Here is a 22,647-nt window from a genome sequence, read left to right as displayed (position 1 = left end):
ACCATCATGGCCATATTCGACAGCAAGAGCCGATACGCCCGCTTCTCGACCCGCACCGGGGCCATCGATGCGCAGGGACGCCCGGTGGCATGCGTGACGCCCGCGAAGACATCGGTGAAGCCGGAGCTGGGGCTGCACCGGCGCAACGATTTCCAGCGTCTCGACCACCTTGCGGCGCATTACCTGAACGATCCGGCAGGCTACTGGGAGCTGCTGGACGCCAATGACGCGTTGACGACCGAGGCCGTCGCCCGCGCCGAATTCATCCGCATCCCCGTGAAAGGCTGACCCCCTGTGAGTTTCGGCGCGCATATCACCTCCGGCGACGATTTCGCCAGCCTCGACGAGGCCCTGATCGGCACGCTCGTGGAGGTGCGCGTGGAGCTGGAGATGGACAAGGCCGCCAAGTTCGCGCTGCGCTTTGAGGAGGACGTCTGCGACAACGACCTGATGGCGGCGCGCCACCCCGCGATCCGCCCGGGACAGAAGATCGGCGTCTTCGCGCCCTCCGACAACGAACTTGTGTGCCTCGTCTGCGGACCCATCACGCAGACGCGGTCTGCGGCCACTACCGGCGGCACCGGCAACTGGCACGAGGTCCACGGGCTCGACCGCCGGGTCGAGATGGACCGAGTCGAGATCCAGGCCGCCTACGAGGGGCGCGCGTCCGACGTGGTGCAGCAGATCCTCGATGGCTACGGCTTCGACACCGAGGTGACCGAAACCCTGCGGGTCTATGATGCCGCCGACAACAAGCTCACCCAGCGCGGCAGCGACCTGAAGTTCATCGAACAGGTGGCCACGCGCAACAACATGTTCCTGTGGATCACCTACGAGACCACCCAGCCGACGCTGACCGCACCCAATGTCGGCGTCACCGAGACCGCGAAGATGGCGCCCTCACCGCCGCGCAACAGCAGCGGTTCGGTACCGCTGCCGCCGGTGCTCAGCCTGTCGGACGCCGAGGTCGAGATCCGGGTGAGCCCGCCGCCCGACCAATGCCCCAGCGTGACCCGCTTCGAGGTCGACATAGACTACGAGCGCCCCAATGCGGCGATCGGATTTGCCCATGACGCGCGCTCGGGGCAGACGAGCGAACAGCAGGCCGAACCGCAGGATGACCCGCTGGCCGCGGAGCGCGAGGGAGCGGGCGGCATCGACGCCATCGAGCGCAGCGTGCTCAGCTCCACCGATTCCGACCCGATCACCCAGCAGCTGGCCCAGGAGGCCGAGGTCACCGACGCGGCCTGGTTCGTGACCGTGGAGTGCTCCGCCGACGTGGCCCAGATCAACAAGGTGATCTTCCCGCACGACATCGTCACCGTCACCAGTGCCGGCGCACAGCTGGAGGGCCCCTACCAGGTCACCAAGGCGCTTCACGTGATCCGAGCGGAGGCGCACATGACCGATTTCACAATTCGTGCCAATGGCCTGAAGGAGACGCAAGCATGACCGATCGCCTCATGGACATGGCCGAGGCGCTGCTCAGCCGACACTACGGCAAGTATCGCGGCACGGTGTCGGACAACACCGACGCCACCGGGCGCGGGCGGCTGCTGGTCCGGGTGCCGGCGGTGATGGGCGAGGCCGAACTCTGGGCGCTGCCCTGCCTGCCTTACGCAGGGCCCGGTGTGGGTCTTTTCGCACTGCCGCCGGTGGGCGCCAACATCTGGGTCGAGTTCGAGGGCGGCAATACCGACTTCCCCGTCTGGAGCGGCTGTTTCTGGGCCGACAACGAGGCGCCCCCGGGCGATGTCGACCCCGCCATCGCCTTCTTCAAAACGGATTTCGCAACGCTGCGGATCGACAACCAGGCGGGCGAAATCCTCATCGAGACCAGCGGCGGCGCCAGGATCACCCTCAGCGATGCCGAGATCAGCCTGGAGGCACCCAAGATCTCCAGCACCGCCAACGGAGCCACGACCGAGTTGACCGCAGCGGGCTTCGACGCGCTCGCGGGCGCGCTGAAGGTCGTCTGAAGACAAGGAGAGCGACATGTCCGGAAATGCCATGGCCCTGACCGTCGGAGTGGTCGACGCCGCCAGCACCCCCGCCACCAGCCGGGTGCCGGTCAACCTCAGGGTACACTGCGAAAGCGGACTGGTGGGCGTGCTGCCGGAGGTGATGACCTTCTCGGCCACGACCACGGTCGGCAACTGGGTGTTGGGCACGGTGCGGGTCTCGATCAACGGGCTGCCCGCGATCAACACCGTTTCGGCCGGGACCGGCTACAACGCCAGCGGCGTGCCCACCGGGCCGCTCAGGGTGCAGCAGCCCTCCACCCGCCTGAGCGCCACCTGAGGACAAAGCCATGAAACCGCCCTTCGCACAGCGCCTGAAATACCCTTTCGCGATCGACGGCAATGCCGGGCGGGCGGCGGAGGCGTCGGATTACGACGCCTATATCCGGCAGCTGATCCGGCAGGTGCTGCTGACCGCGCCGGGCGAGCGGGTCGCGCGGCCAACTTTCGGCGCCGGTGTGCGGCGGATGGTGTTCTCGCCGCTGTCGAATGCCACAGCGGCCTATACCAAGACTCTGGTGCTGGAGGCGCTGACCGCCTCGCTGGATGCCTTCATCAAGGTCGAGGCGATCGAGGCCACCACCGACGAGAGCCGGCTCGACATCACCATCCGCTACTTCGTCCGCCACACCGGCGAAAGCGCCTACCTCAACGAGGAGGTGACCTTCTGATGGCCGACCGGAAGACATTGCTGACCGCGCCCGGACAGACCGCGCTCACCGGCATCGACTTCATCCGGGTGCTCGACAAGGACGTGCAGGACCGGATCGCAGTGTTCTTCCTGGTCCCGCCGCAGGATCTGACCCCGCCGCTGGTCGACCCGGGGCTTGTGGACGATGTGGGAGACACCGCGCCCTCAGCGCTCGACATCGCGCTTTCCGCCGCGCCGGGGCTGCGGCTGCCGGAGGTTATCGATCAGCAGTGGAACCGGATCGCCGGCGTGTCGGGCGAGCGTGTCGTGCTCGAGATCCTGTTCGACGGGCCGGGCGAGTTCACCGATTACACGCTGACCCTGACCAACCCGCAAATCGATCATTACTTCTCGAGCGACGTCTTCAGCTTCCAGCAGGCGTGCCCGGATCCCTTCGACTGCGCCCCCAATCCCTGCCCCGAGGAGGAGCTGGCCGACCCGCAGCTGGACTACCTCGCGCGGGATTTCGGCTCATTCAACCGGGCGCTGTCGGATTACGCCGCGCGGACCTATCCCGACTGGCGCGCGGACACGCCCGCCGACATCGCGGTGATGCTCAAAGAGCTGCTGGCCTACGCCGGGGACGAACTGGCCTACCTGCAGGACCGCATCGCCCAGGAGACCCGTTTCGCCACCGCGACCCAGCGGCGCAGCCTCAGCGCGCTCGCCAGCCTCGTCGACTACCGGCTCGATCCCGGCCGGTCCGCCCAAGCGGAGATCGCCATCGAGGTGGCCCAGGGCAACGCGGGCGTGATAGCGCCCTCACACGCAACCGTATGGTCCGTGGTGGCGGGCAATGCGCCGGTGCCCTTCCGCCTGATCGCGGACGTCTGGACCCACGAGGACTGGAATGCCATCCCGCTCTACGTTCTGGACGAGGACGACGCCTGCCTCGAGCGCGGCGCGACGCGGGCCTACCTTGCCACCAGCCTGCCCGCCGCAGGCGACATAGATCCCGTCTCACCGGTGCCCGCGGCGGGCTACTGGGTCGGGCGCCGCATGGCGCTCACCTGGGCGCCGGAGAGTGACGCGCAAGGCATGCTGTCGGCCATCGTCACCATCACCGCGGTCACGGAATACGCCGACGCGCTGCAGTTGACGAGCGGCGCGCCAACGCCGTACGTCTGCGTGGAGTGGGACACGCCTCTGCCCTTCTCCGCGCCGCAGGCGGAAATCGTGGCCGCGCTCAACATTGCCACCGTCGTGGCCGGTCGCCAGGTCACCGAGGAATTCCGGATCGGGTCGAACACGCGCTTCGCAGAGGCGCTTTCCGCGTTGCCGCCCGCCACCGTCGGCCCGCTGCTGCGGCTGCCCCGGGCGGTGGAACGCGAGGGGCCCTGTGACCGGCATGCCGGCCAGCGCGAGGCGATCATGCGCCACGGGCTGCGCCGCAGCGCGACCGAAGGCCTGGGCTGGGACGATGCCACGACGCCGCGTCTGATGCTGGAGATCCTCGACCCGGCGACCAGCGCGCCCGACCCGACCGAGCCCGCCTGGGTCTATTTCCCCAACCTTGTGGCGGCCGACGACGATGACCGCGCCTTCACGCTGGAGCCGGGATCGTGGCGCGACGTGGTGCATCACCAGCGCCCCTTCGACGTGCTAATCTTCGACGACTACGCGGGCGACGACGGCTGGTCGATCCGCTTCGCCTCTGGCGCCTTCGGCCAGCCGCCCGCCGTCGGCACGGTGTTTCGCGTTACCTACGACACCGGACCGGGCGCCCGCGCCAACCTGCCCGCGGGCGCCATCAGCCGGGTGTCGGACCCGACCGAGCAGGGCATCGCCGGGCTGACCGTCGCCTCCGCAGTGCGCAACCCGCTGGCGGTGACGCGCGGGCAGGACGAGGAGACCGCCGATCACCTGCGCCTCCACGCCCCCGTGGCCTACCAGGACAATCCGCGCCGCGCCGTCCGGCCCGAGGACTACGAGACCATACTCAACAAGCTCGACTTCCTGCAGCGCGCCAACGCGGTCCCGCGGCACACCGGGTCGTGGCCCACCGATTTCATCTCGGTCGACCCCTACAGCGGCACCTCGCTCGACCCCGAGGACGCCGCGGTGGTCGACCGCGAGATCGCCTGCATCAAGCAGGCCGCCCGCGACGCCCGGCGCCTGCCCGCGGAATACCTCGACCTCGACCTGGAGGTGACGATCTGCATTGCACCCGGCCATGCCACCGCCGACGTCATCGAGGCTGTGGCCGAGGCCCTGGCGCCGCCGGGGCTCTTCGATCCGGACAATTTCACCTTCGGCCAGCCGCTCTACCGGTCGCAGATCGAGGCGGCAGTCCAGTCGGTGCCCGGTGTGCGCTTCGTGGCACTGATCCGGCACCGGCTGCGCGGATACCTCAACTGGACCGCGTTCACCGCTCCGTCGATCCCTGTCGAGCGCAACCAGATCATCCGGCTCATGCATGACCCGCGCTTCCCGGCGCGCGGCACGCTGGAGATCATGCAGGCGGAGACAGTGCCATGATCCTGCTCGACACCGGTTGCCCCTGTTCCGGCGTGACCCACCCGCCCAGGCCCGACATCGCGCCAGGGCTGCAGGCACTGCCCGACCGCCAGATGCTTGGCTTCCGCGATATCCGCCGGGCACTTCTGGCGCGGCTGAACGACCACGCGGCGCTGGAGGGCTGGCGCGTCGATCCCGCGCAGGCGGTGCATCGCGACCTCGGTGTGATGGTGCTGGATTTCGCGGCATACGTGCTGGCGGTGACCGGCTTCTACGACGCGCGCATCGCCGAACGCGCCTACCTCGCCCCGGCGCCGGACGCCGAGACACTGGCCGAGATCGTTGCGCTGATCGGCTATATACCGCGGCCCGCCATGGTCGCCTCCGTGCGGCTGGCACTGGAGACCTCCGGCGTCGATCCGGTCACCATCCCCGCCCTCACTGCCTTCCGCAGCGAAGGCTTCGACGGCGAGAAGCCGCAGGTCTTCGAGGCGCTCGTGCCGTCGACCGTCTGGCCGCAGCGCAATCGCTGGGCGCTGGCGCCGCTCGCCGAGACCGACTTCAACGGCACGCTCCTCTTCGGTGCGGGCACGGTGCCGCATCCGGGCGCCGTGCTTGTCGTGGCCGACACCGGGATCACCCTCGCCGGGGCCGGGCGTGTCACTGACATTCGCTCCGAGCAGGACGCCAACGGCACCCGCTTCCGCCGCGTGCGGCTCGACGCGGACGGCACCACGGCGCTTGCGGCGCTCGCCGGCACGGCACGCGACACGCTATCGGCCACGCTGCTGCGGCTCGACGGGGGCGCTTCGCCCTATGTCACGACTCCGCTCAGCATCTCGGGCACCTCCGCGGAGATGCATCTCGACGCGGTCTACGGCCAGCTTCGCGCGGGCGATCCGGTGGTGCTGGAGGCGGGGGGCACGCTTTATCCAGGCTCCATCACGCTCCACGAGGTCGACCCGGTCCCGTTCACCCGCACCATCGACAGCACCAGCGTCACGCAGACCGTGCTGCAGAGCCGCATCGAGTTCGACCTGCTGACCAGCCCCGACGACACCGCCAACCCGCGGCTGCATTTCGCCCCGGCGCGCATGGGCGAACTCGCCGCCCGCGGGCGCGAGACGGTGGTGCTGGACGACATGCTGGCGGGCGTGGACCTGGTGGGTCCGGTCGTCCCGCTGGGCGAGGCCCCCGCGCTGGCACCGGTCATGCTGCAGGGGGCCGCGAAGGCGGGCGCCGAGATCTCCGCCACCGTCGTGCAGACCGCCGACAGCACCGGCACGCTGACGCCCGCCGATACCGCGAAGGCCTTCGCCACCGCGCTGAAGCAGCCCATTCGCGCCTACGGCAACCTGATCCACGCGGTGCGCGGCGAGACCGTCTTGAACGAGGTGCTGGGCAGCTCGGACGGGCGCACGTCTTTCCAGCGCTTCGCGCTGAAAAAGAAACCGCTCTCCTGGGTCGAGAACGCCGCGCTCCCGCTGGGGCGCAGCCCTTACTTCGACCTGGCGGTGGACGGCATCCGCTGGACGCACACCCGCCACCTGACCCTGAACGGGCCGGAGGACCAGGTCTTCGCGCTCGAAACCCTGCCCGACGGCAGCACCGAGGTCTGCTTCGGCGACGGCGTGAACGGGGCGATCCCGCCATCCGGCACAGGCAATGTGGTGGCGCTTTCCTATCGCTACGGCGGGGGCGCGACGAAGCCGCCGGCGGGCGCGATCACGCAATTCAAGCGCCCGGTCAAGGACATCGCGCTGATCCACTCGCCGCTCCCGGCCACCGGCGGCGCCGATGCGGAAACGCCCGATGAATTGAAGCGCACTGCCCCGGATTTCGCGCTGACGCTGGATCGCGCCGTGTCGGTTGCCGATTTCGAGGCGATGGCGCGGAGCTATACCGGCGTGCTGAACGCGCGCGCGGCCTGGGGCTGGCAGAGCGGACGCCAGCGCGCGCTGGTCAAAATCGTGATGATCCCCGACCAGGGTGATCCCAGCGCGGACCTCGACAGCTACCTGGAGGACCGCGCCGCGCCGGGCGTGCTGGTGGAGGTGCGCACGGCCGCGGGCGACACGCGTACGCTTTCCGTCGATGTGCTCAAGCAGGAGGAATACCTGTCCGACGACGTCAAGGCGGCAATCAAGCTGGCGCTCTTCGACGATCTGACCGGGCTTCTGTCGCCGCGCAACGTCGAGATCGGCGCGCCGCTGATGCGCTCGCGGCTGACCGAGCGGCTGCACGCGGTGGCCGGGGTCGCGGCGGTGCTGTCACTGCGGCTGAGCGGCAGCGACATGGGTTCGGCCACCGCCCCCGCCGAGGGCACCGATTGGTTCGACGTCGAGGCCACAACCAGTATCGGAGTGACGTGATGGCGCTCGAGTCGGACAGACCCGTGACCCTGGCAGAGGACGGCTACGACACCCATTACGCCGAGAAGCTCTGGGCGCTGATCCCGGAGATCTACCGCCACGAGGACGGGCTGGCCGACACCCCCGGCCAGCTGCGTGCGCTGATCGAGGTCGTCGCGGCGGAGATGTCGGTGGCGCGGCGCAGCGTCGACCGGCTGTGGGCCGATACCCGCGTGGACGAGGCCGACGACTGGGCGCTGCCCTACATCGCGGAGCTCGTGGGCGCACGGCTGCCCAACCCGCTCAACCGCGCGGCGCGGCGGGCGGCGGTGCAGCGCGTCATCCACTATCGCCAGCGCAACGGCACGCGCAGCCTGATGGAGGTGCTGGCCGACGACATCGCCGACTGGGACGCCGTGGCCCGCGAGGCCCTCAAGCGGCTCTTTCGGAACCACCACGACCTGGACGGCCCCGCGCCGCGCGGGCGCATCACGCAGAGCCCCCAGTGGGGATTTGCGGATCTGCGCGCCGCGCGGATCGGCGGCATCGTGGACAGCGCCTTCGACGACCTCGCCCACAGGCCCGATTTCCGCCGCGGGCGCGGTCTGCGCGGACGCTATGATGTACCCAAGGTCAACCTGCACCTCTACCGGCTGCGGACCTTCGCGCTGCGCGACGTGACGCCCGTGGCGCTGGACGACACCCGCTGGACGCTCGACCCCTCGGGGCGGGACGTGCCGCTCTTCCAGCGCGGCGGCGCGCGCAACGACGCCTGCGACCTACGCGAGGAATGGGAGGTGCGCGCGCCGATCACCTGCCGGCTGCTCAACAGCGCCCGATTCGCGCCGACACTGGAGAGCGTGCCGGTGGGCTTCGAAACCAGTCTCGCGCCGCTCTTCGGCACCACCTTCGACCACGAATCCGACCTGCGTGCGCAGGCCGTGGCACATGCGCCCACGATCACGCTGGTGCAGAATATGACGGCGCTGCTGGCAAACTCGATCCGGCCCGACTGCGCCAAGGCCGCGCTGCTGCCCGACGCGGCGCCCGAAACCCTGGGGATCTCGCTCACCCTCGACGGGGGCGACCCGCTCGGGCCGGAGCTGCTCTACGGCGCCGACCTCGACACCTGGGGAGACGAGCTGGTGCTGCACGACTGGGCCTCGGCCTTCGTCGACCCGGCACGGGGCCGCGTGCTGCTGGCCGATGCGGGCGATACGCGGCTGGAGCACCAGCTGAGCTATTATGCCACGCTTCTGCCCATCGGTGCGGGCGCGCATCCGCGCCCCGGCCTGCCCGCCGACAGCACGCCCATAACCTCCACCACGCCCGACTGGACCGGGCCGCGGAGCGGCACCGAACGCATCGGCGACTCCGCCACCTACCGCCCCGGCATCGCTGCCGCCACGATCCAGGTCGACGCGGCCTGGCGGCTGGATGCGGCCGACACCGAACGGCCCTATGTCGAGATCGACCTGGGCACCGGAGACCGGTTGGAGATCGCGCCCCAGGCCGACGGCGCCACGCTGGATCTCGACGGCATCTGGCTGGCGCTGCGCAGCGTCGACCGCACCACCGAGGAGCTGACGCTGGAGCTCTCGGGCGTCTGGTCGCAGGTGCGCCTGCGCCATGTCACTCTGGATCCTGGCGGGACGCTGGCACAGCTGAACGGCCTGCCCGCCATCACCCAGCCGCGGATCCGCCTGGAACTGACCGGCACCGTCGAGGAGTTGCTGATCGACCGCTGCGTGACCGGGCCGATCATCGAATCCGTCACCGTGGGCAATCCGGCCTCGGCCAACCGGATCCGCATCTGCGATTCGATCGTCGTGGGCGGCTCCGCCGCACCCGCCATCGCCGTGCGATCCGCGGAGCTGGAGCTGGTCCGCTGCACCGTCCTCGGCGACATCGTCGCGGGCCGGATCCATGCCGATCACGTCCTGGCCGACGGGCAATTCCGCATCGCCGACGCGCAGAACAGCTGCATCCGCTACTCCGCCGCGATCGCCAACCCGACCCCGCCGGAGATCGACGGGTTCGAGTGCCGTTTCTACGATGGCGCGCTGCCGCCGGGCCTCTTCGTGTCGCGCCGTTTCGGCGATCCGCACTTCGCCGTGCTGGCCCAGACCGCGCCGGACGAGATTGCCCGCGGCGGCGAAAGCGCCACCGAAATCGGCGCTCACGGCGCGGCGCTGGTGCCCATCAAACACGTCGACCTGATCCGCAAGCTGGACGAATTCCGGCCGATCAACGTTGTCGTCAATCCAGTATTCGAGACCTGATCCTCGGGAGGAAACCATGACCGCAGATATTTCCAGAGCCAGTTTCCGCCCCGCCCAGCGTTACTCCGGGATCAAGTGGCAACAGGGGCGCACGCCGCTCGACTCCGAGGAGAACGAGGCCCAGACCATCCTCAAGGACGGGCTGCGCGACCTGGTCACCTCCGTCATCTGCGCGGGCGGCACGCCGGACGACGGCTTCCTGGTGGTCGCGGTCAACCCAGGCACCGACACCTACGATTTCGATTTCCACGAGGGCGAGTTCGTCCTGGGCGGCGTGCATGTGACCACCGCGGGCGGCAGTTACGGCGCGCAGGAGGACTGGCTCGACTTCGACCTCGACGCCAGCCTGCCCGATATCCCGTCACTCGCCGAAGGTGCGCAGCAGAGCGACCTCGTATACCTCGAGGCCTGGGAGCAGGAGGTCAGCGCCACCGAGGACAACGAGCTCTTCGAGACCGCGCTGGCAGGCGTGGACACGACCCAGCGCACCCGCGTGATGGCCAGGCTGCGGGTCGCGCCCAACCGCGCGTTCGACTGCGCCGACGCCTTCGGAGAGCTGACGGACGACTTCGACGACGCCGCCTTCGTCGCCGAGGAAGCGCTGCTGGCGTCCAGCACGACGCTGCAGATCGGCTTCACCGACCCCGGTGCCACCGAGGATCTGTGCAGCCCCTCCGCGCAGTCGGGCTTTCTGGGCGCGCATAATGAAACCTTCACCCTTATGATCACGGAGCCGGGCGCCTTCGTCTGGACCAACGACACCACGACCTACCGGGTACAGGTGGAGAATGACGATCTCGGCCAGCCCCGGCGCGTGCAGTTCCTGACGCCGCCGCGCGACGCCTTCGCCCAGCCGGTCGCGGGCCAGAGCATCGAGCTGATCCCCTGGTCGATGCTGCTGTCCAACAACGAGAAAGCCGGCGCCCCGGTCGGTATCTTCCTGACCATCGACAACGGCTACGACGCCGATGGCGGGGTGATCGTGGACGCCGACGTGCCGCAGGATCTGCGCGACTGGCTGACGGCGCGCGCCCCCTCGCTCTTCGGCCGCTTCGACGAAACAGGCGAGGAGCGGTTCTTCTTCGCGCGGATATGGACCAACGCCAACGGCGCCCAGGGCAGCCCGACGGTCACCCTGACCGGGGCGGAGCAGACGCTGGGCACCACGGGACTGACCGTGACGCTGACCGGCAACGGACGGCGGGGCGACCTGTGGCGCTTCTCCGCACGGCCCAACACGCCCGCGCGAATCCTGCCCTGGGGCCTGCTCGACGGAGAGCCCGCGCAGGCCCCGCACCTGCGACTGGCTCCCGTCGCGCGGATCGTCTGGACCGGCCAGGCAAGCGGCCCTGCCACGGCGGAGATCGTGGATTGCCGCCACCGGTTTCGACCGCTCTGCCGGGTCAACGGCTGCTGCCGCGTGACGGTGGGCGACGACCACGTAAGTCACGGCGATGTCACCTCCATCGCGGCGGCGCTCGAGCGGCTCCCCGAGGAGGGCGGTCACATCTGCCTGCTGCCGGGCCTCTTCGAGGAACATGTGACGATTTCGGACAAGCGCGACATCACCATCTCGGGCTGCGGGACGGACACGCTGTGGACTTCGGACAGCGAAAGCACGGCGCTGCTGACGCTGGAGGGTTGCGACGCGATCACCCTGCGCGATTTCGCCATGACCCACCTTGATGGCCCGGCGATCCTGGGCCGTGACCTGATCGCGGTCGGCGGCGCCACGCCCAACACCGACGTCACCGCGCGGGCGCTGACGATCCGGGTTGGGCTCGCGCGCGCCATCGACCTGCCGGGCGGCGCCGATCACGCGGTCCTGGCCTGCGACATACTGGCCGGGGACGGGTCGCCGTCTGAACTCGGCACGCAATCGGCGGTTTTCCTGAAGGGCGACCGCCTGCGTGTGGAGGACAGCAGCATCCGCGCGGTCCAGCCCAAGACCGGGAGCCATTTCGCCATCGGCGGGCTGCACATCGGCAGCGCCTCGACCGAGGTCCGCATCCTGCACAACCGGATCACCGGCGGGCTCGGCAACGGGATCACTCTGGGTTCGGTGCGCTTCGTGGAGAATTGGATCGACGCCGGGGCCGAGGGCGAGGACCGGATCATGCGCGAGACCTTCGGCAACGGGACACGCCTCAACAGCTACCCTACGCAGGCCACGGTCGGCCACGGCTATTCGGGCTTGCCACTGGTCTTCGGCAATCGCGGCTGCATCGAGATCGACTGGCCGTTCGGAGACGACGACGGCGGCGACCCGGAACGGCCGCCGATCCCGGTCTCCGACGGCCCCGTGACCGAGATCCGGATCTTGGGCAACGACATCGCCGAGATGGGCTTCAACGGCATCGCCACCTACCCGCTGTCGATTCTGATGCCGCTTGTCACCGAAACCCCCGCCGATGCCATCGCTATCGAGGACATCGAGATCCGCAACAACCGCATCACCGGCTGCATGCAGAGCGAGGTGCCGGACCTCGGCGCCTTTCTGCGGCAGTTCGTGGGCTGGGGCGGGATCTCCTTTTCGCTCGCCAGCGACCTGAGCATCGCCGAGAACCGCATCGAGGACTGCGGCGCGGCGGGCGGCGTGCCGATCTGCGGCATCTTCGTGGCCTTCGGCGAGGACATTGCGATCAAGGGCAACCGCATCCTGCGCAACGGCCGCGGCTTCTCCGACGGCATCGAGGCCCAGCCCGGCCGCCGCGGTGGAATCGTCATCGGACTGTCCACCGGCGGCGTCCCTTCCACCGGTATATCGGCGGACGACCGGCGGCAATCGAACCGGCCCGCGCTCGCCTGCCATCACAACGAGATCGACGCGCCGGGCGCGCGCGCGCTCAAGGGCATCCTGCTGGGACCCGCGCATGTGACCGATAACCGCCTGACCGGGTCGGGGCAGAGCCTGCTGTTCTCCAACCCCATCGCCGCGCTCTATGCCGCGGGGCTGGGGGCGGCGGCGCTGGCGGGCGATTTCTTCCGACCCGCGGGCGATCTGGATTTCACCGACTACCTGGCGCTGGAGCTGATCGCGGAGGCAGCGGGCGGCGACGCGGTCAACCTCATAAACGCGGGCTTCGCGGAGGATCTGTCGGCCTTCTTCGGCACGGACGCGCTGACGGGCGCCGCGACTGGAGGGGTCCAGCGAATCCGGTTGCAGGGCGGCGAGACCCTCTTCAACGACAACCAGGTGAGCTATCGCGCCTACCAGTCCGGTCGCAGCGCGACGCTCTCGGCTGTCTTCATCTCCTCCTCCGACGACGTGTCGCTCAACGACAACCAGATCGAGACCGAGAACGACCTGGCGCTGGCGGTGGCCTCGACCATCGTGACCGGCAATTCGATCCGCGCCGAGGGCGGGCGGTTCCAGTCCAAGCTGACCGGGGCGCTGCTGTCGGCGATCACCGTGGCCGAGGTGATGAACACAACGTCGCTCAACCAGGGCAGCCACTGCTTCCTGGTCGTGGCGCCGCAGACCGGGCGGGTCGTGCGTGACAACACCTCCATCCTCGGCATGGTGAACCCGCAGTTCTGCCAGGCCGTCGAACTGGTGGCCTGTTACCTGTCCATGTCCAAGTCGAAGGCCCTGGGCCTGCCGACGCAAGAATGCTGAGAAAGGGGACGTCATGGCTGACCGCAAGGATAAGATTTGCGTCGATCAGGACCGGCTGATCGAGGATGTCCGCAGCTTCAGCGGGCAGACACGGATCATGTCGGTCGCGGCGCGCGGACTGGCGCGGCCGCTGCTGGACCAGATGCAATCCGCCCGCAGACTGGAGGTTCTGCGGTCCGAGGCGCGCTACGGCAAGACCGACCCCCGCGCCCGGCGGCGCCAGCAGAAGGCAGAGGCCGCCATCGAACTGCGAGAGGGCTTCGAGGAGGCCTTCGTGGCCGAACTGGCTGAACCGCCCAACCCCTCCGAGACGCAGTCGGGCCTTTACGGCACCGTCACCCGCTCAGGAGTACCGCAGCCGGATCTGCTGGTGGGTCTCGTCACGGAAAAAGGCACCTGGCACGGCTATGGCTGCACCGATCAGTATGGCGCCTACAGCTTCACCTTCACCGCCGGGCGTTCAGGCACGCTGCGGGTGCAGGAGAAATCGGGCGCCCCGCTCTACCGCAATTCCGAAGCCCTGCCCGCGCTCGCCGCGGGCCAGACGCTGCGGCGTGACGTCGAGCTGGACGCGAGCGGTCCGATCTGTCCAGCGCCCGGCCCGATCGACGACGGGAATGACGACCCGCAGCCGGTGACGGTCGAAGTGCCGGATCTGATCGGTCGGACCGAGGACGCGGCGATTGCGCTGCTGCGCGAGGCCCGGCTCAACCGCGGCAGCCGCACGCAGACCCCCAGCGACGCCGAGGAAGGCACGGTGATCGACCAGACGCCGCCCGCGGGCCGCCGGCTCGCGCCGGGATCGACCGTTGACATCGTGGTGGCCGAGGCGCGGCAGCAACTGATGCCGAAGGTCACCGACATCCCCCTGTCACTCGCCCGCGCCACGCTGGAACGCGCGGGGCTGACGCAGGTCACCGAGGTCGAGGAGGAGACCCCTGACGCTGCCGGGATCGTGCTGGCGCAGGATCCGCAACCCGACATGCCGATCACCCCCGAGACCCCCGTCACCCTGACCGTCGGGGTCAAGACCGAGACGATCATGCCGCGGCTCATCGGCGAAAAGACCGAGACCGCGCGCGAGATCCTGGCCGAGCTGGGCGTGGAGGAGGTTGCGCTGCAGGAGCGGATCAGACCGAACGCAGTGGGGCTTGTGGTCGACCAGAGCCCCCGCGCGGGCACCGCGATCGATGCGGCCACCCCGGTGGTGCTGACCGTCGGGATCGGCGCCGAGGATGACGCCGAGGTCATGGAGATGCCTCGGCTGGTCGGCGAGACAGCCGACACCGGCCGCGATATCCTGCGTGAGATGGGGCTGCGCCAGATCCGCGTGGAGGAACGCACCGACAGCGAGCGCGCGGGGCTGGTGATCGACCAGCGCCCGGAAGCGGGCAGCCCGATCCGCGCCTCCACCCGGGTGGTGATCGTCGTCGGCCGTGCCGACGAGCAGGAGGAGACGGAGGTCGACCCGGAGGCGGTACTGGAGATCATGGCCGCCGATCCGCTGATGCGGCGGCGCCAGCTGTCGCCCGAACGGCTGGCAAGGATCATGGCTCCCAACGGGCGGCTGACCGGGGACCTGCTGGTGTCGCTGTCGAGGCTGACCATCCCGGAATTCGCCGCCCGCCTGGAGATCGGCAACCGGGCGATGGCCACCGAGATCCTGCGCGCGCTGCGGACCGCGCTGGACCGGATCTGAGGACGCCCCGGTGGCCGCGCCGCAGCATGTCCAGAAGGCGCCGGTCACGTCGGAGCGCAAACCGATGACCATCGGCCCGGCGCGCGACCGCTTCGAGGCAGAAGCGGACCGGATCGCCAACCGGGTCGTCTCACCGCCTGCGGCGGCCATGCCGCCGCCCGCGATCTCGCCGGTTCCGGGCGCAGGCATCGCCCGCAAGCGCGCAGGCGCGGCACCCGAGGAGCCGGAGGAGCCGACGCCGCCCTTGACGACGCTGGCCCAGAAAAGCCCGATGCCCGCCGCCTCGCCCCCCGAGGAGCCCGAGGATCCGCTGGACAGCATACTGGGCCAGCGCGACGCCTCCGGCGCGGGCCCCGCACAGGCGCCCGCGGGCGTGACGGCAGCGGTGAACGGCATGCGCGGCGGCGGCGCGCCCCTGCCCGGCGCGACCCGCGGCCGGATGGAGGGCAGCATTGGGCGCGACCTGTCGGGCGTGCGCCTGCACAACTCCGCCGCTGCCGCCAGCACCGCCCGCGCCATCAACGCCCGCGCCTTCACCGTGGGCAACGACGTCTTCTTCGGCCAGGGCGCCTTCCAGCCGCAGACCAGCGCGGGCCAGAGGCTTCTTGCGCATGAGCTCGTCCACACCGTCCAGCAGTCCGGCGGGTCGGCCCGGGCGCAGCGCGCGGTGATCCAGCGTACGCCCACGGGCGATGGCTCCGAGATTGACACCTCCGACACCGGGGGCACTGCGACCAACGGCACCCCGCCGCCGCCGGCGGGGCTCTTCGAGGAGGACGATCTGCGCATCGACCTGCGCCCTGCGAAGAAGGTCATGCAGGTCGAGAAGCTTGAACTGCCACCCGCGCCGACGGAACGCAAGGGCATCGCGACAGCGGCGATCTCGCCCGCGGGCACCGATAATGTCAGCGGGTTGCCCAACTACAGCGGCGGCAGCGTTACGTTGCACCGCGCCACCCCGCGCGGAGGCAGCGCCCGGGCAACCTGGCGCAGCTACCAGCAGGCGGCGATGGCGGGGTTGTCGCTCTCCGGAAAACTGCCCACGGCCACTGAGAATGCCGAGGAGTCCCAGAGCGGGCCCTACATCACTCAGAAGAACGGCGAGAATTTTTACTTCCTGATGCCCAAGAACGTGGATGACGCGCAAGAGGTCATCATGGGCACGGAAGCCGAGCTGAAACAGGCGCAACAGGTCCTGCAGCCCGAGTGGGACAAGGCCGGCCGCGCGGCGGAATTCGACGTGGACCACATCCTGGAACTGCAGATCGGCGGCGCGGATGCGGGCAGCAACATGTGGCTGCTGGACTCCTCCTTCAACCGCAGTTCGGGCTCGTCGATCGCGCAATGGATCCGGTCCTCGATCCGCTCGACCCTGCGCGCGGCGCGCAGCGACAGCGACTTCATGGAGCGCGCCCGAGAGGCCAATATCTCCGTGCCCGGCTCCACCCAGAGCGACGTCACCCGCGTGAAACATGAATGGGACATCGTCTTCACCAACGTCGAGGAGAAGGCTGCCAACACCACGCTGCACGCCGACAAGTACTGGTCCAAGTCAGAGCTGCAGCGCGGCGACCACCTGACCTCCGACCGCGTGCGGTTTCTCACACTTGACGAGTTGCAGGGCTACGGCTTCGCCTTCGACGCCGCGGGCACCACGCCGCGACAGTTCAACGTCTTCGGCAGCCCGAATGGCGGCAAGTTCATTCCCTTCCAGATCCGCAACGGCGAGGTGCGCCGCCCGCGCGAGTTCTTCGTGGGCCTGCGCTACGAAAACGCGAGCTACGGCGAGAACGGTCTGATCCTGACGATCAGCCGTCACCGCCGCCGCCGTAACGACCCCTTCGTGACCGAAGAGGAACGCACCCGCGACATCACGATTGCGCCCCAGCCGCACCTTGGCAACGCGGGCTTCATGAGCACGGGAGAGTTGACCAGCCTTTTCGGCGTCCCGTTCCGATACTTCTCGCCCACCGCCTTCGCCTCCGTCTACATCACGCCCGACGGCATGTTGCGCGCCGATGGCACCATTTCGGTCAGCAAGCTGATCCTGCCCAATATCTCGATCCCGATCTTCATCGACGGCACCGACGTCGGCATCGCCTTTCCCATCCCGGAGGACAGCCTGTCCTTCGGCCCGCTCACCGTCTCCGAGCCGACGCTGGAGATCGGCATGGGCGAGGATGGCTTTTTCATCGCGGGCGGAGCGACGGTCACCGTGGACCAGCTCGGCTCCGGCCGGATCGAGGCGCGCGGTACCAACGACAACGTGGTGCTGAGCGGTGATTTCGCGCTGACCATGGATTTCCTCGACGAGGCCGAGGTCAGCCTGAGTTACTCGGTGGCCGAGAACCAATTAAGCGGGTCGGTCGATGCGAGCGTGGAGACCGACCGCCTGCCCGGTGTCACCGGCGGCTCGGTCCACGTCGAGTTTACCAACGACACCATCGGCGTGAGCGGCACCATCGACCTCGCCCCGCCGATGGAAGGGGGTAGCCTGACCGTCTCCTACCTGCCCGAAACCGGGCTCACGATCGGCGCCGACAACCTGCCGTTGCCTGCCGACCAGGTGCCGGGGATCTCGTCGGCGACCGTGTCGATCTCGGCCAATCGCGCGCCCGACACCGGTCAGTGGCACGTCTCGGGATCCGGATCGGCCGACATCGAGACGACAGGCGTCACCGGCAGCATCAAGGTCAGCTACGACGACGGCGCCTTTCTCATCTCCGGCACCGGCGAGGTCGCCATCGGGCAGGCCACGGGCGAGGTCTCCCTGACCGTGACCAACATGCCGCTCGACGAGGAAGGCAACCCGGTTGAAGGCGAGATCGCCGACAGCTTCAGCATCTGGGGCCGCGGGTCCGTCACCATCGAGTTGGGCGAGATCCTGACCGGCACGGCGGGTATCGAGTACACGCCCGACGGTCGGGTGATCATCTCCGGCGAAATCGCCCTGCCCAGCAGCTTCGAGGTCTTCGAGCGCGAGGACTTCAGCCGCCGTCTCCTGAGCCTGGAGACGCCCGATTTCCCGATCTGGGGCGTGTCCATCGCGGGCGTGGGCTTCGGCATCTTCGCCTCGGCGGACGGCTACGTGGATCTGGAAGCGTGGATCGGCCCGGCCACCATCGAGGATGCCCGGATCGGAGCGACAATGGACCTCGAACACCCGGAGGACCTGAGCGTGACCGGCGGCGCGCGCTTCGTGGTGCCGGCCTATGGCGGGCTCAAGCTCGGGCTTGGCGGCAACATCTATGCACGCGCCGCCGTGGCCTACGCGCGAGGTCGCGTGGGCATTACCGGCGAGCTGGGCCTGGAGGTCGGTGGGGGTATCGATATCGGCGTCGACTGGAACCGGCAGGATGGGCTGTCGCTCGACGCCTCCGCCCGTGTCGAGGCCAGCCCCAAATTCCGCATCGGGCTCGAGGCGTCGGTCTCGGCAGGGGTCAACCTCGGCCTCACCTCGGTCGACCGGGAACTGGGCAGCTGGGACACCACGCTGGGTGAGTTCGGCCCCGACATGACGCTGGGTGTTCGGATGCCCGCCCGCTGGAGCGAGGCCAACGGGCTGGAAATGAGCCTCGACGATATCGAGGTGCAGCGCCCCTCGATCAACGCCCGCGACATTCTCGACTCCGCGTTCGACAGCGTGGTCTGACCGGCCGACCCTGCGTTACCCGCTCGGGACGCATCGGAGCACAGATGGGCCCTGCCGACCGCCGAACGCGATCACCGCATCCTCGGTTCGGGATCCTGTCGGAACTGCGGCCTTCATGCGCGATGTCGGAACGCGGCGGTCGTGGCGCCCGGTCATCCTCTGCCTCGGTCGCGATCTGGCGAAGTGAAACGCCTCTGCCCTGCTCCTCTTCCGGCATGTCGGGCAATTCGGTCTCCGCTTTCTCGCGCGCCGATTTCTCGGCAAGAAGCGCCTTTACGAGAGGACCAATGTCGCGGAAGGATCCGCCCCCGATCGTCTCGCGGATGTTCGCGTTGGTGATACGAACTCCGTTCTTTTCGAGTTCCGTGGCGGCTGCGCGCACCTTCTTCTCGAACGCGGCGTTGGTCTTTTGGTTCTTCGTCGCCATGTTTTGGTTGCTTCCTTGGTAAGGTAAGCGCCGGTATTACCGTTATCTGACCGAGACCGCGCGGCGCATCACTCATGCTGGATTGTCGAGTTGCGCAGCGCAAACTTTGCCGCCGAGGTCAGTTCTCATGAGTTATCAGGCGCCTATCGGGCTGGTGGCGATCAATACCGAACCCATGGCAACCAATCAGGGTTTCAAGAGACTTGTCCCCGACCGGACGAGGGTATTCGAGGGGTATCTATACCACTGGCTCGCCGCAAATACGGCCTATCTCCAGTCGCTCGGCAACGGCGCGACCTTCAAGGAAGTGTCGAAGTCGGTTGTCCAAAGAATCAAAATCCCCCTCCCGCCCCTCGACGAGCAACGGCGGATTGCGGGGATACTGGATGCGACCGACGCCCTGCGCCGCCGCGAGGCTCTCGCCCTGCTCGACACCCTCCCGGGCGCGATCTTCGCGGAGATGTTCGGGGCCCTCACGACTTCGGACCGCTTCCCACGAGGTCCACTAAGCAATCTCATCACGGGGCTCGATACCGGCAAGAACCTCGCTCCAGCTTCGGACCAGGAAGGAATGCGGCATCGGGTTCTCAAGGTCAGCGCGGTCACCAAAGGCGAATTCATAGAGACGGAGTCGAAGCCACTCCCGGCCGACTACTCGCCGCCGGCGTGCCATTTTGTGAAGCCTGGCGATCTTCTGTTCAGCCGAGCAAATACTTCGGCGTTGATTGGCGCGACCGCAATGGTGGAGAACGTCTCCGACAATATCGTTCTGCCAGACAAAATATGGCGATTCCTTCTCGACGAAGAAAAGGTTGAACCGATTTTCTTGCATTACCTGCCTACGTCGCCACCGGCCACGGCGTGTGGGGGATTCTGGGCGCCCCCGCGACCGGCGAGGCGATGGCCGAACTGATCGTGCGCGGGGCTGCGTCTCTCGACTTGTCGCCCTTAGACCCCGGGCGTTTGCCGCCGGCACGGCGCGCGTCCGGGCAAGACCGGATCGCCGCAAGACGCACGCTTGGTCGGCACGGCGCGGCCTCGGTGCGCAGGTGAGGGGAATGGACCATAGCCCGGGCAAGGGAAACCTCGCATCCGTCGCTTCAGCGGAGGCCATCGAGGTCCGCACGCTGCACTTCGCGGATGACGGCACGGTGCCGAACAATCCCGATCTGCCGGCGGTCGTCCTCTGCGGAGCGCTCGGCGAGGGAGCGGCGCCCGATGCCGTGCGCGGCCGGCTCGAGGCGAACGGCTGGGGAGGCACATGGGTGTGGCAGGTGTTTGCCTACCATCACTACCATCCGGATGCGCACGAAGCCCTGGCGGTGGCGAGCGGCCGCGCCGAATTGATGCTGGGCGGGCCGGAGGGACAGTGCGTGTCCGTGCGCGCGGGCGATGTCCTCGTGTTGCCCGCAGGCACCGGGCATTGCCAGATCGAAGCGAGTGCGAACTTCCAGGTATGCGGCGCCTATCCGGCGGGGCAGGAGCGATACGAGACGCTGCGAGCCGAGCATCCGCACGACAGCGCCGTGCTGGAGCGCATCCGCGCCGTGCCCCTCCCCCGCGCCGACGATTTTTTCATCCTCGGGAAACGACGCTCTTTTGATCTTCAGCACGACGATGATCCTTTACTTGGCGCGTATGGTCCTGACGGTGGTCCGGGTGGTCAAAAGCCGGTATTGCGGCTTACCCCGCCGTCGGCGACGATGGTCTGGCCAGTGACGTAGCCGGCATCATCGGACAGCAGAAAGGCGACGGTGCCCGCGATCTCGGCGACGCCGCCATACCGGCCCGCGGGAACCATATCGATCCAGTCTTCGGGAAAATCGGCCGCCGCGTTCTCCATCATGCCGGGCGCGACACAGTTGACACAGATATCCCTCTGGCCCAACTTCGACGTTCGGCCGAGACGCTCCTTGCCACCGCTCGAGTGCTGTCTCGGGGTGAGTCCGACCCAGGCCGCAAAATCCCGGCCCTTCGAGAAGGTCTCCATCGGTGGCGCGAAAGTGGTGATCGCCGCAGCTGTGATTGGCCCAATGCCCGGAATCGTCGTCAGCCGCCTCGCAGTATCGTCGGTGCCTGCACGTCTGCGCAGTTCAGTATCCAATCCCTTGATCTTCTCGCTAAGATCTTCGATCTGTTTCAGGAGTAAGCGCGCCAGATCTTGCACCACCGCAGGTAAAATGCCGTCGTCCCCGTCGACGATTGCGGCAAGGCGATCGACATGAGCAGGACCGGCAGGAGCGACAATGCCCTGCTCGGCCAGATGAGCCCGAAGGGCATTTATCGTTTGGGTGCGCTGTCTAACCAACAGGTCGCGGGTGCGATACGCCATTGCCGCCGCTGCTGCGCTTCGCTCTTCACTGCAACAAACCGCATGGTCGGACGGGACGCTGCCTCGGCGATTGCTTCAGCATCGGTCATGTCGTTTTTCTGACGTTTCACGAAAGGCTTAACGTATGCAGGCGGGATGAGCCGGATCTCATGACCGAGATCACCGATTGACCTGCCCCAGTGGTGGGCGCTCGCGCAGGCCTCCATCGCCACCACGCACGGCGGCTGGTCACTCAAAAACGTCAGTAGCTGCGCACGCGACAGCTTGCGCCGGAATACAACCGACCCGTCCGCGCCGGCGCCATGCGCCTGAAATCCGTTTTTTTTGCCAGATCCAGGCCGATGATGCTAACCTCATTCATGGACGCTCTCCTCATAGCAGCGTTTCAATACCCGCTACCTTGGCACATTTCGATGCTGCCGGGGGGCGTCCACCCCATCGGATACGCGTGTTTGCGTCACGCATGACAAAAATAGGACAAGGCGAAGATGACGGCTGAGATTAAGCGCAGGGGCGTGACGCTGGTGCTGCTATGGGAGGAATATCGCGCGGCGCATCCCGACGGCTATGGCTACACTTGGTTCTGCGAGCGCTGTCCGGTATTCTTGAAATCCGCACGCGCAAAGTGAGTGGGGCGGCCTCGGACTCTGGTTCCGGTCCGGCGGCCTGTTCAGGGCGCTTGACGCACAGCAAGAGGTGGATCTTCGTGATGTTGGCCTTTCGCATTGAACTGGCCAGTGGGCCATAATGCCGGATGCGGTGGAACCCGGCGGACAAGACATGGATCAGGAAGCGACGGATGAGCATGCCGAAGTTTCCGGCGTCGCGCACATGTCCGAGCGGCGAAGCGGTAGCGAATGTACGCGATCCGACAGTACAGCCATTTGCACAAACCTCCAATCAAGATCCGCATCATAACGGCGAGACGTCCAGCGCCACCAAGCCGCTTTCCAATACGTACGATGGCCTCTATTCCGGACCAACCCTGTCCTCGATTGATGAAAAGCCAGGTTTCGGGATCACCGTAAGCGCCAGCTGGGCCCCACGGGCTTTTCAGCTTGACGTCTGGAAGTTCCAAGGGAGGAGTTCGTCGATCCGGTTTTTCGGATGGCCGGC

16 protein-coding genes and 3 pseudogenes are annotated in these 22,647 nt (G+C 67.9%); 15 read left to right on the top strand and 4 right to left on the bottom strand.

Annotation, left to right across the window (positions count from 1 at the left end; genetic code table 11):
• Positions 1 to 6 precede the first annotated feature (6 nt).
• Genes V8324_RS14790 through V8324_RS14740 form a run of 11 tightly spaced genes read left to right on the top strand, consistent with a single transcriptional unit; the run spans position 7 to position 18,772 of the window.
• Positions 7 to 288 carry a hypothetical protein gene (locus V8324_RS14790; protein ID WP_336420698.1) on the top strand — a complete coding sequence of 94 codons (282 nt, stop codon included), beginning with the start codon at positions 7 to 9 and terminating at the stop codon, positions 286 to 288.
• Positions 289 to 294: 6 nt separating this feature from the next.
• Positions 295 to 1,452 carry a hypothetical protein gene (locus tag V8324_RS14785; RefSeq protein WP_336420697.1) on the top strand — a complete coding sequence of 386 codons (1,158 nt, stop codon included), beginning with the start codon at positions 295 to 297 and terminating at the stop codon, positions 1,450 to 1,452.
• On the top strand, positions 1,449 to 1,979 hold the full coding sequence (locus V8324_RS14780) for a phage baseplate assembly protein V (protein WP_336420696.1): 531 nt from the start codon (positions 1,449 to 1,451) through the stop codon (positions 1,977 to 1,979). Before V8324_RS14785 ends, V8324_RS14780 begins: the two co-directional genes overlap by 4 nt.
• Positions 1,980 to 1,995: 16 nt before the next feature.
• Complete coding sequence (locus tag V8324_RS14775; RefSeq protein ID WP_336420695.1) at positions 1,996 to 2,301, top strand: hypothetical protein; 306 nt, start codon at positions 1,996 to 1,998, stop codon at positions 2,299 to 2,301.
• 10 nt (positions 2,302 to 2,311) lie between these two features.
• Positions 2,312 to 2,692: a GPW/gp25 family protein gene (locus V8324_RS14770; protein WP_336420694.1), complete on the top strand. Its 381-nt coding sequence runs from the start codon at positions 2,312 to 2,314 to the stop codon at positions 2,690 to 2,692.
• Entirely contained in the window at positions 2,692 to 5,190 is a 2,499-nt protein-coding gene (locus V8324_RS14765) for a baseplate J/gp47 family protein (RefSeq protein ID WP_336420693.1), read from the top strand. Before V8324_RS14770 ends, V8324_RS14765 begins: the two co-directional genes overlap by 1 nt.
• A complete protein-coding gene (locus V8324_RS14760; RefSeq protein ID WP_336420692.1) occupies positions 5,187 to 7,541 on the top strand; it encodes a baseplate J/gp47 family protein in 2,355 nt (784 codons plus the stop codon). The genes V8324_RS14765 and V8324_RS14760 overlap by 4 nt, the downstream gene beginning before the upstream one ends.
• Positions 7,541 to 9,802, top strand: coding sequence for a hypothetical protein (locus V8324_RS14755; protein ID WP_336420691.1), 2,262 nt, complete (start codon positions 7,541 to 7,543; stop codon positions 9,800 to 9,802). Before V8324_RS14760 ends, V8324_RS14755 begins: the two co-directional genes overlap by 1 nt.
• A 16-nt stretch (positions 9,803 to 9,818) precedes the next feature.
• A complete protein-coding gene (locus V8324_RS14750; protein ID WP_336420690.1) occupies positions 9,819 to 13,421 on the top strand; it encodes a DUF6519 domain-containing protein in 3,603 nt (1,200 codons plus the stop codon).
• 13 nt (positions 13,422 to 13,434) lie between these two features.
• Positions 13,435 to 15,120 carry a PASTA domain-containing protein gene (locus V8324_RS14745; RefSeq protein ID WP_336420689.1) on the top strand — a complete coding sequence of 562 codons (1,686 nt, stop codon included), beginning with the start codon at positions 13,435 to 13,437 and terminating at the stop codon, positions 15,118 to 15,120.
• A gap of 10 nt (positions 15,121 to 15,130) precedes the next feature.
• Complete coding sequence (locus V8324_RS14740) at positions 15,131 to 18,772, top strand: eCIS core domain-containing protein (protein WP_336420688.1); 3,642 nt, start codon at positions 15,131 to 15,133, stop codon at positions 18,770 to 18,772.
• Here V8324_RS14740 and V8324_RS22435 read toward each other — a convergent pair.
• The gene (locus V8324_RS22435) at positions 18,726 to 19,199 is read right to left on the bottom strand and encodes a DNA-binding protein (protein WP_442970547.1); all 474 of its coding nucleotides are present in this window, start codon (positions 19,197 to 19,199) and stop codon (positions 18,726 to 18,728) included. The two genes, V8324_RS14740 and V8324_RS22435, sit on opposite strands and share 47 nt — an antisense overlap.
• A gap of 82 nt (positions 19,200 to 19,281) precedes the next feature.
• Here V8324_RS22435 and V8324_RS14735 point away from each other — a divergent pair, with 82 nt between their 5' ends.
• Together V8324_RS14735 and V8324_RS14730 are read left to right on the top strand one after the other, a co-directional pair.
• Complete coding sequence (locus tag V8324_RS14735) at positions 19,282 to 20,112, top strand: restriction endonuclease subunit S (RefSeq protein ID WP_336420687.1); 831 nt, start codon at positions 19,282 to 19,284, stop codon at positions 20,110 to 20,112.
• Between the two features lie 145 nt (positions 20,113 to 20,257).
• Complete coding sequence (locus V8324_RS14730) at positions 20,258 to 20,923, top strand: cupin domain-containing protein (RefSeq protein ID WP_336420686.1); 666 nt, start codon at positions 20,258 to 20,260, stop codon at positions 20,921 to 20,923.
• Here the strand turns inward: V8324_RS14730 and V8324_RS14725 are convergent.
• Positions 20,863 to 21,030: pseudogene (locus V8324_RS14725) on the bottom strand (SDR family oxidoreductase); the annotation flags it as partial. The gene V8324_RS14730 and the pseudogene V8324_RS14725 overlap by 61 nt on opposite strands.
• 39 nt (positions 21,031 to 21,069) lie before the next feature.
• Positions 21,070 to 21,892, bottom strand: a pseudogene (locus tag V8324_RS14720) (IS110 family transposase); the annotation flags it as partial.
• Positions 21,893 to 22,019: 127 nt separating this feature from the next.
• On the opposite strand from V8324_RS14720, the gene V8324_RS14715 reads away from it, so the two are divergent.
• Positions 22,020 to 22,160, top strand: coding sequence for a hypothetical protein (locus tag V8324_RS14715; protein ID WP_336420720.1), 141 nt, complete (start codon positions 22,020 to 22,022; stop codon positions 22,158 to 22,160).
• Here the strand turns inward: V8324_RS14715 and V8324_RS22430 are convergent.
• Positions 22,150 to 22,332, bottom strand: a pseudogene (locus V8324_RS22430) (transposase); the annotation flags it as partial. The gene V8324_RS14715 and the pseudogene V8324_RS22430 sit on opposite strands and share 11 nt — an antisense overlap.
• On the opposite strand from V8324_RS22430, the gene V8324_RS14705 reads away from it, so the two are divergent.
• A partial coding sequence (locus V8324_RS14705) for a hypothetical protein (protein ID WP_336420685.1) occupies positions 22,331 to 22,647 on the top strand: 317 nt, incomplete at its 3' end. The pseudogene V8324_RS22430 and the gene V8324_RS14705 overlap by 2 nt on opposite strands.

It is taken from the genome of Roseovarius sp. D22-M7, from assembly GCF_037083785.1.
Classification (GTDB): Bacteria; Pseudomonadota; Alphaproteobacteria; order Rhodobacterales; family Rhodobacteraceae; genus Roseovarius.
Note: the sequence above shows the minus strand (reverse complement) of the source record. Positions and strands in the feature narration are given on the sequence as shown.

Coding starts and splice junctions, on each gene's coding strand:
- V8324_RS14790 (WP_336420698.1), top strand. CDS start 7: ATGGCCATATTCGACAGCAAGAGCCGATACGCCCGCTTCTCGACCCGC.
- V8324_RS14780 (WP_336420696.1), top strand. CDS start 1,449: ATGACCGATCGCCTCATGGACATGGCCGAGGCGCTGCTCAGCCGACAC.
- V8324_RS14775 (WP_336420695.1), top strand. CDS start 1,996: ATGTCCGGAAATGCCATGGCCCTGACCGTCGGAGTGGTCGACGCCGCC.
- V8324_RS14770 (WP_336420694.1), top strand. CDS start 2,312: ATGAAACCGCCCTTCGCACAGCGCCTGAAATACCCTTTCGCGATCGAC.
- V8324_RS14765 (WP_336420693.1), top strand. CDS start 2,692: ATGGCCGACCGGAAGACATTGCTGACCGCGCCCGGACAGACCGCGCTC.
- V8324_RS14760 (WP_336420692.1), top strand. CDS start 5,187: ATGATCCTGCTCGACACCGGTTGCCCCTGTTCCGGCGTGACCCACCCG.
- V8324_RS14755 (WP_336420691.1), top strand. CDS start 7,541: ATGGCGCTCGAGTCGGACAGACCCGTGACCCTGGCAGAGGACGGCTAC.
- V8324_RS14750 (WP_336420690.1), top strand. CDS start 9,819: ATGACCGCAGATATTTCCAGAGCCAGTTTCCGCCCCGCCCAGCGTTAC.
- V8324_RS14745 (WP_336420689.1), top strand. CDS start 13,435: ATGGCTGACCGCAAGGATAAGATTTGCGTCGATCAGGACCGGCTGATC.
- V8324_RS22435 (WP_442970547.1), bottom strand. CDS start 19,199: ATGGCGACGAAGAACCAAAAGACCAACGCCGCGTTCGAGAAGAAGGTG.
- V8324_RS14730 (WP_336420686.1), top strand. CDS start 20,258: ATGGACCATAGCCCGGGCAAGGGAAACCTCGCATCCGTCGCTTCAGCG.
- V8324_RS14715 (WP_336420720.1), top strand. CDS start 22,020: ATGACGGCTGAGATTAAGCGCAGGGGCGTGACGCTGGTGCTGCTATGG.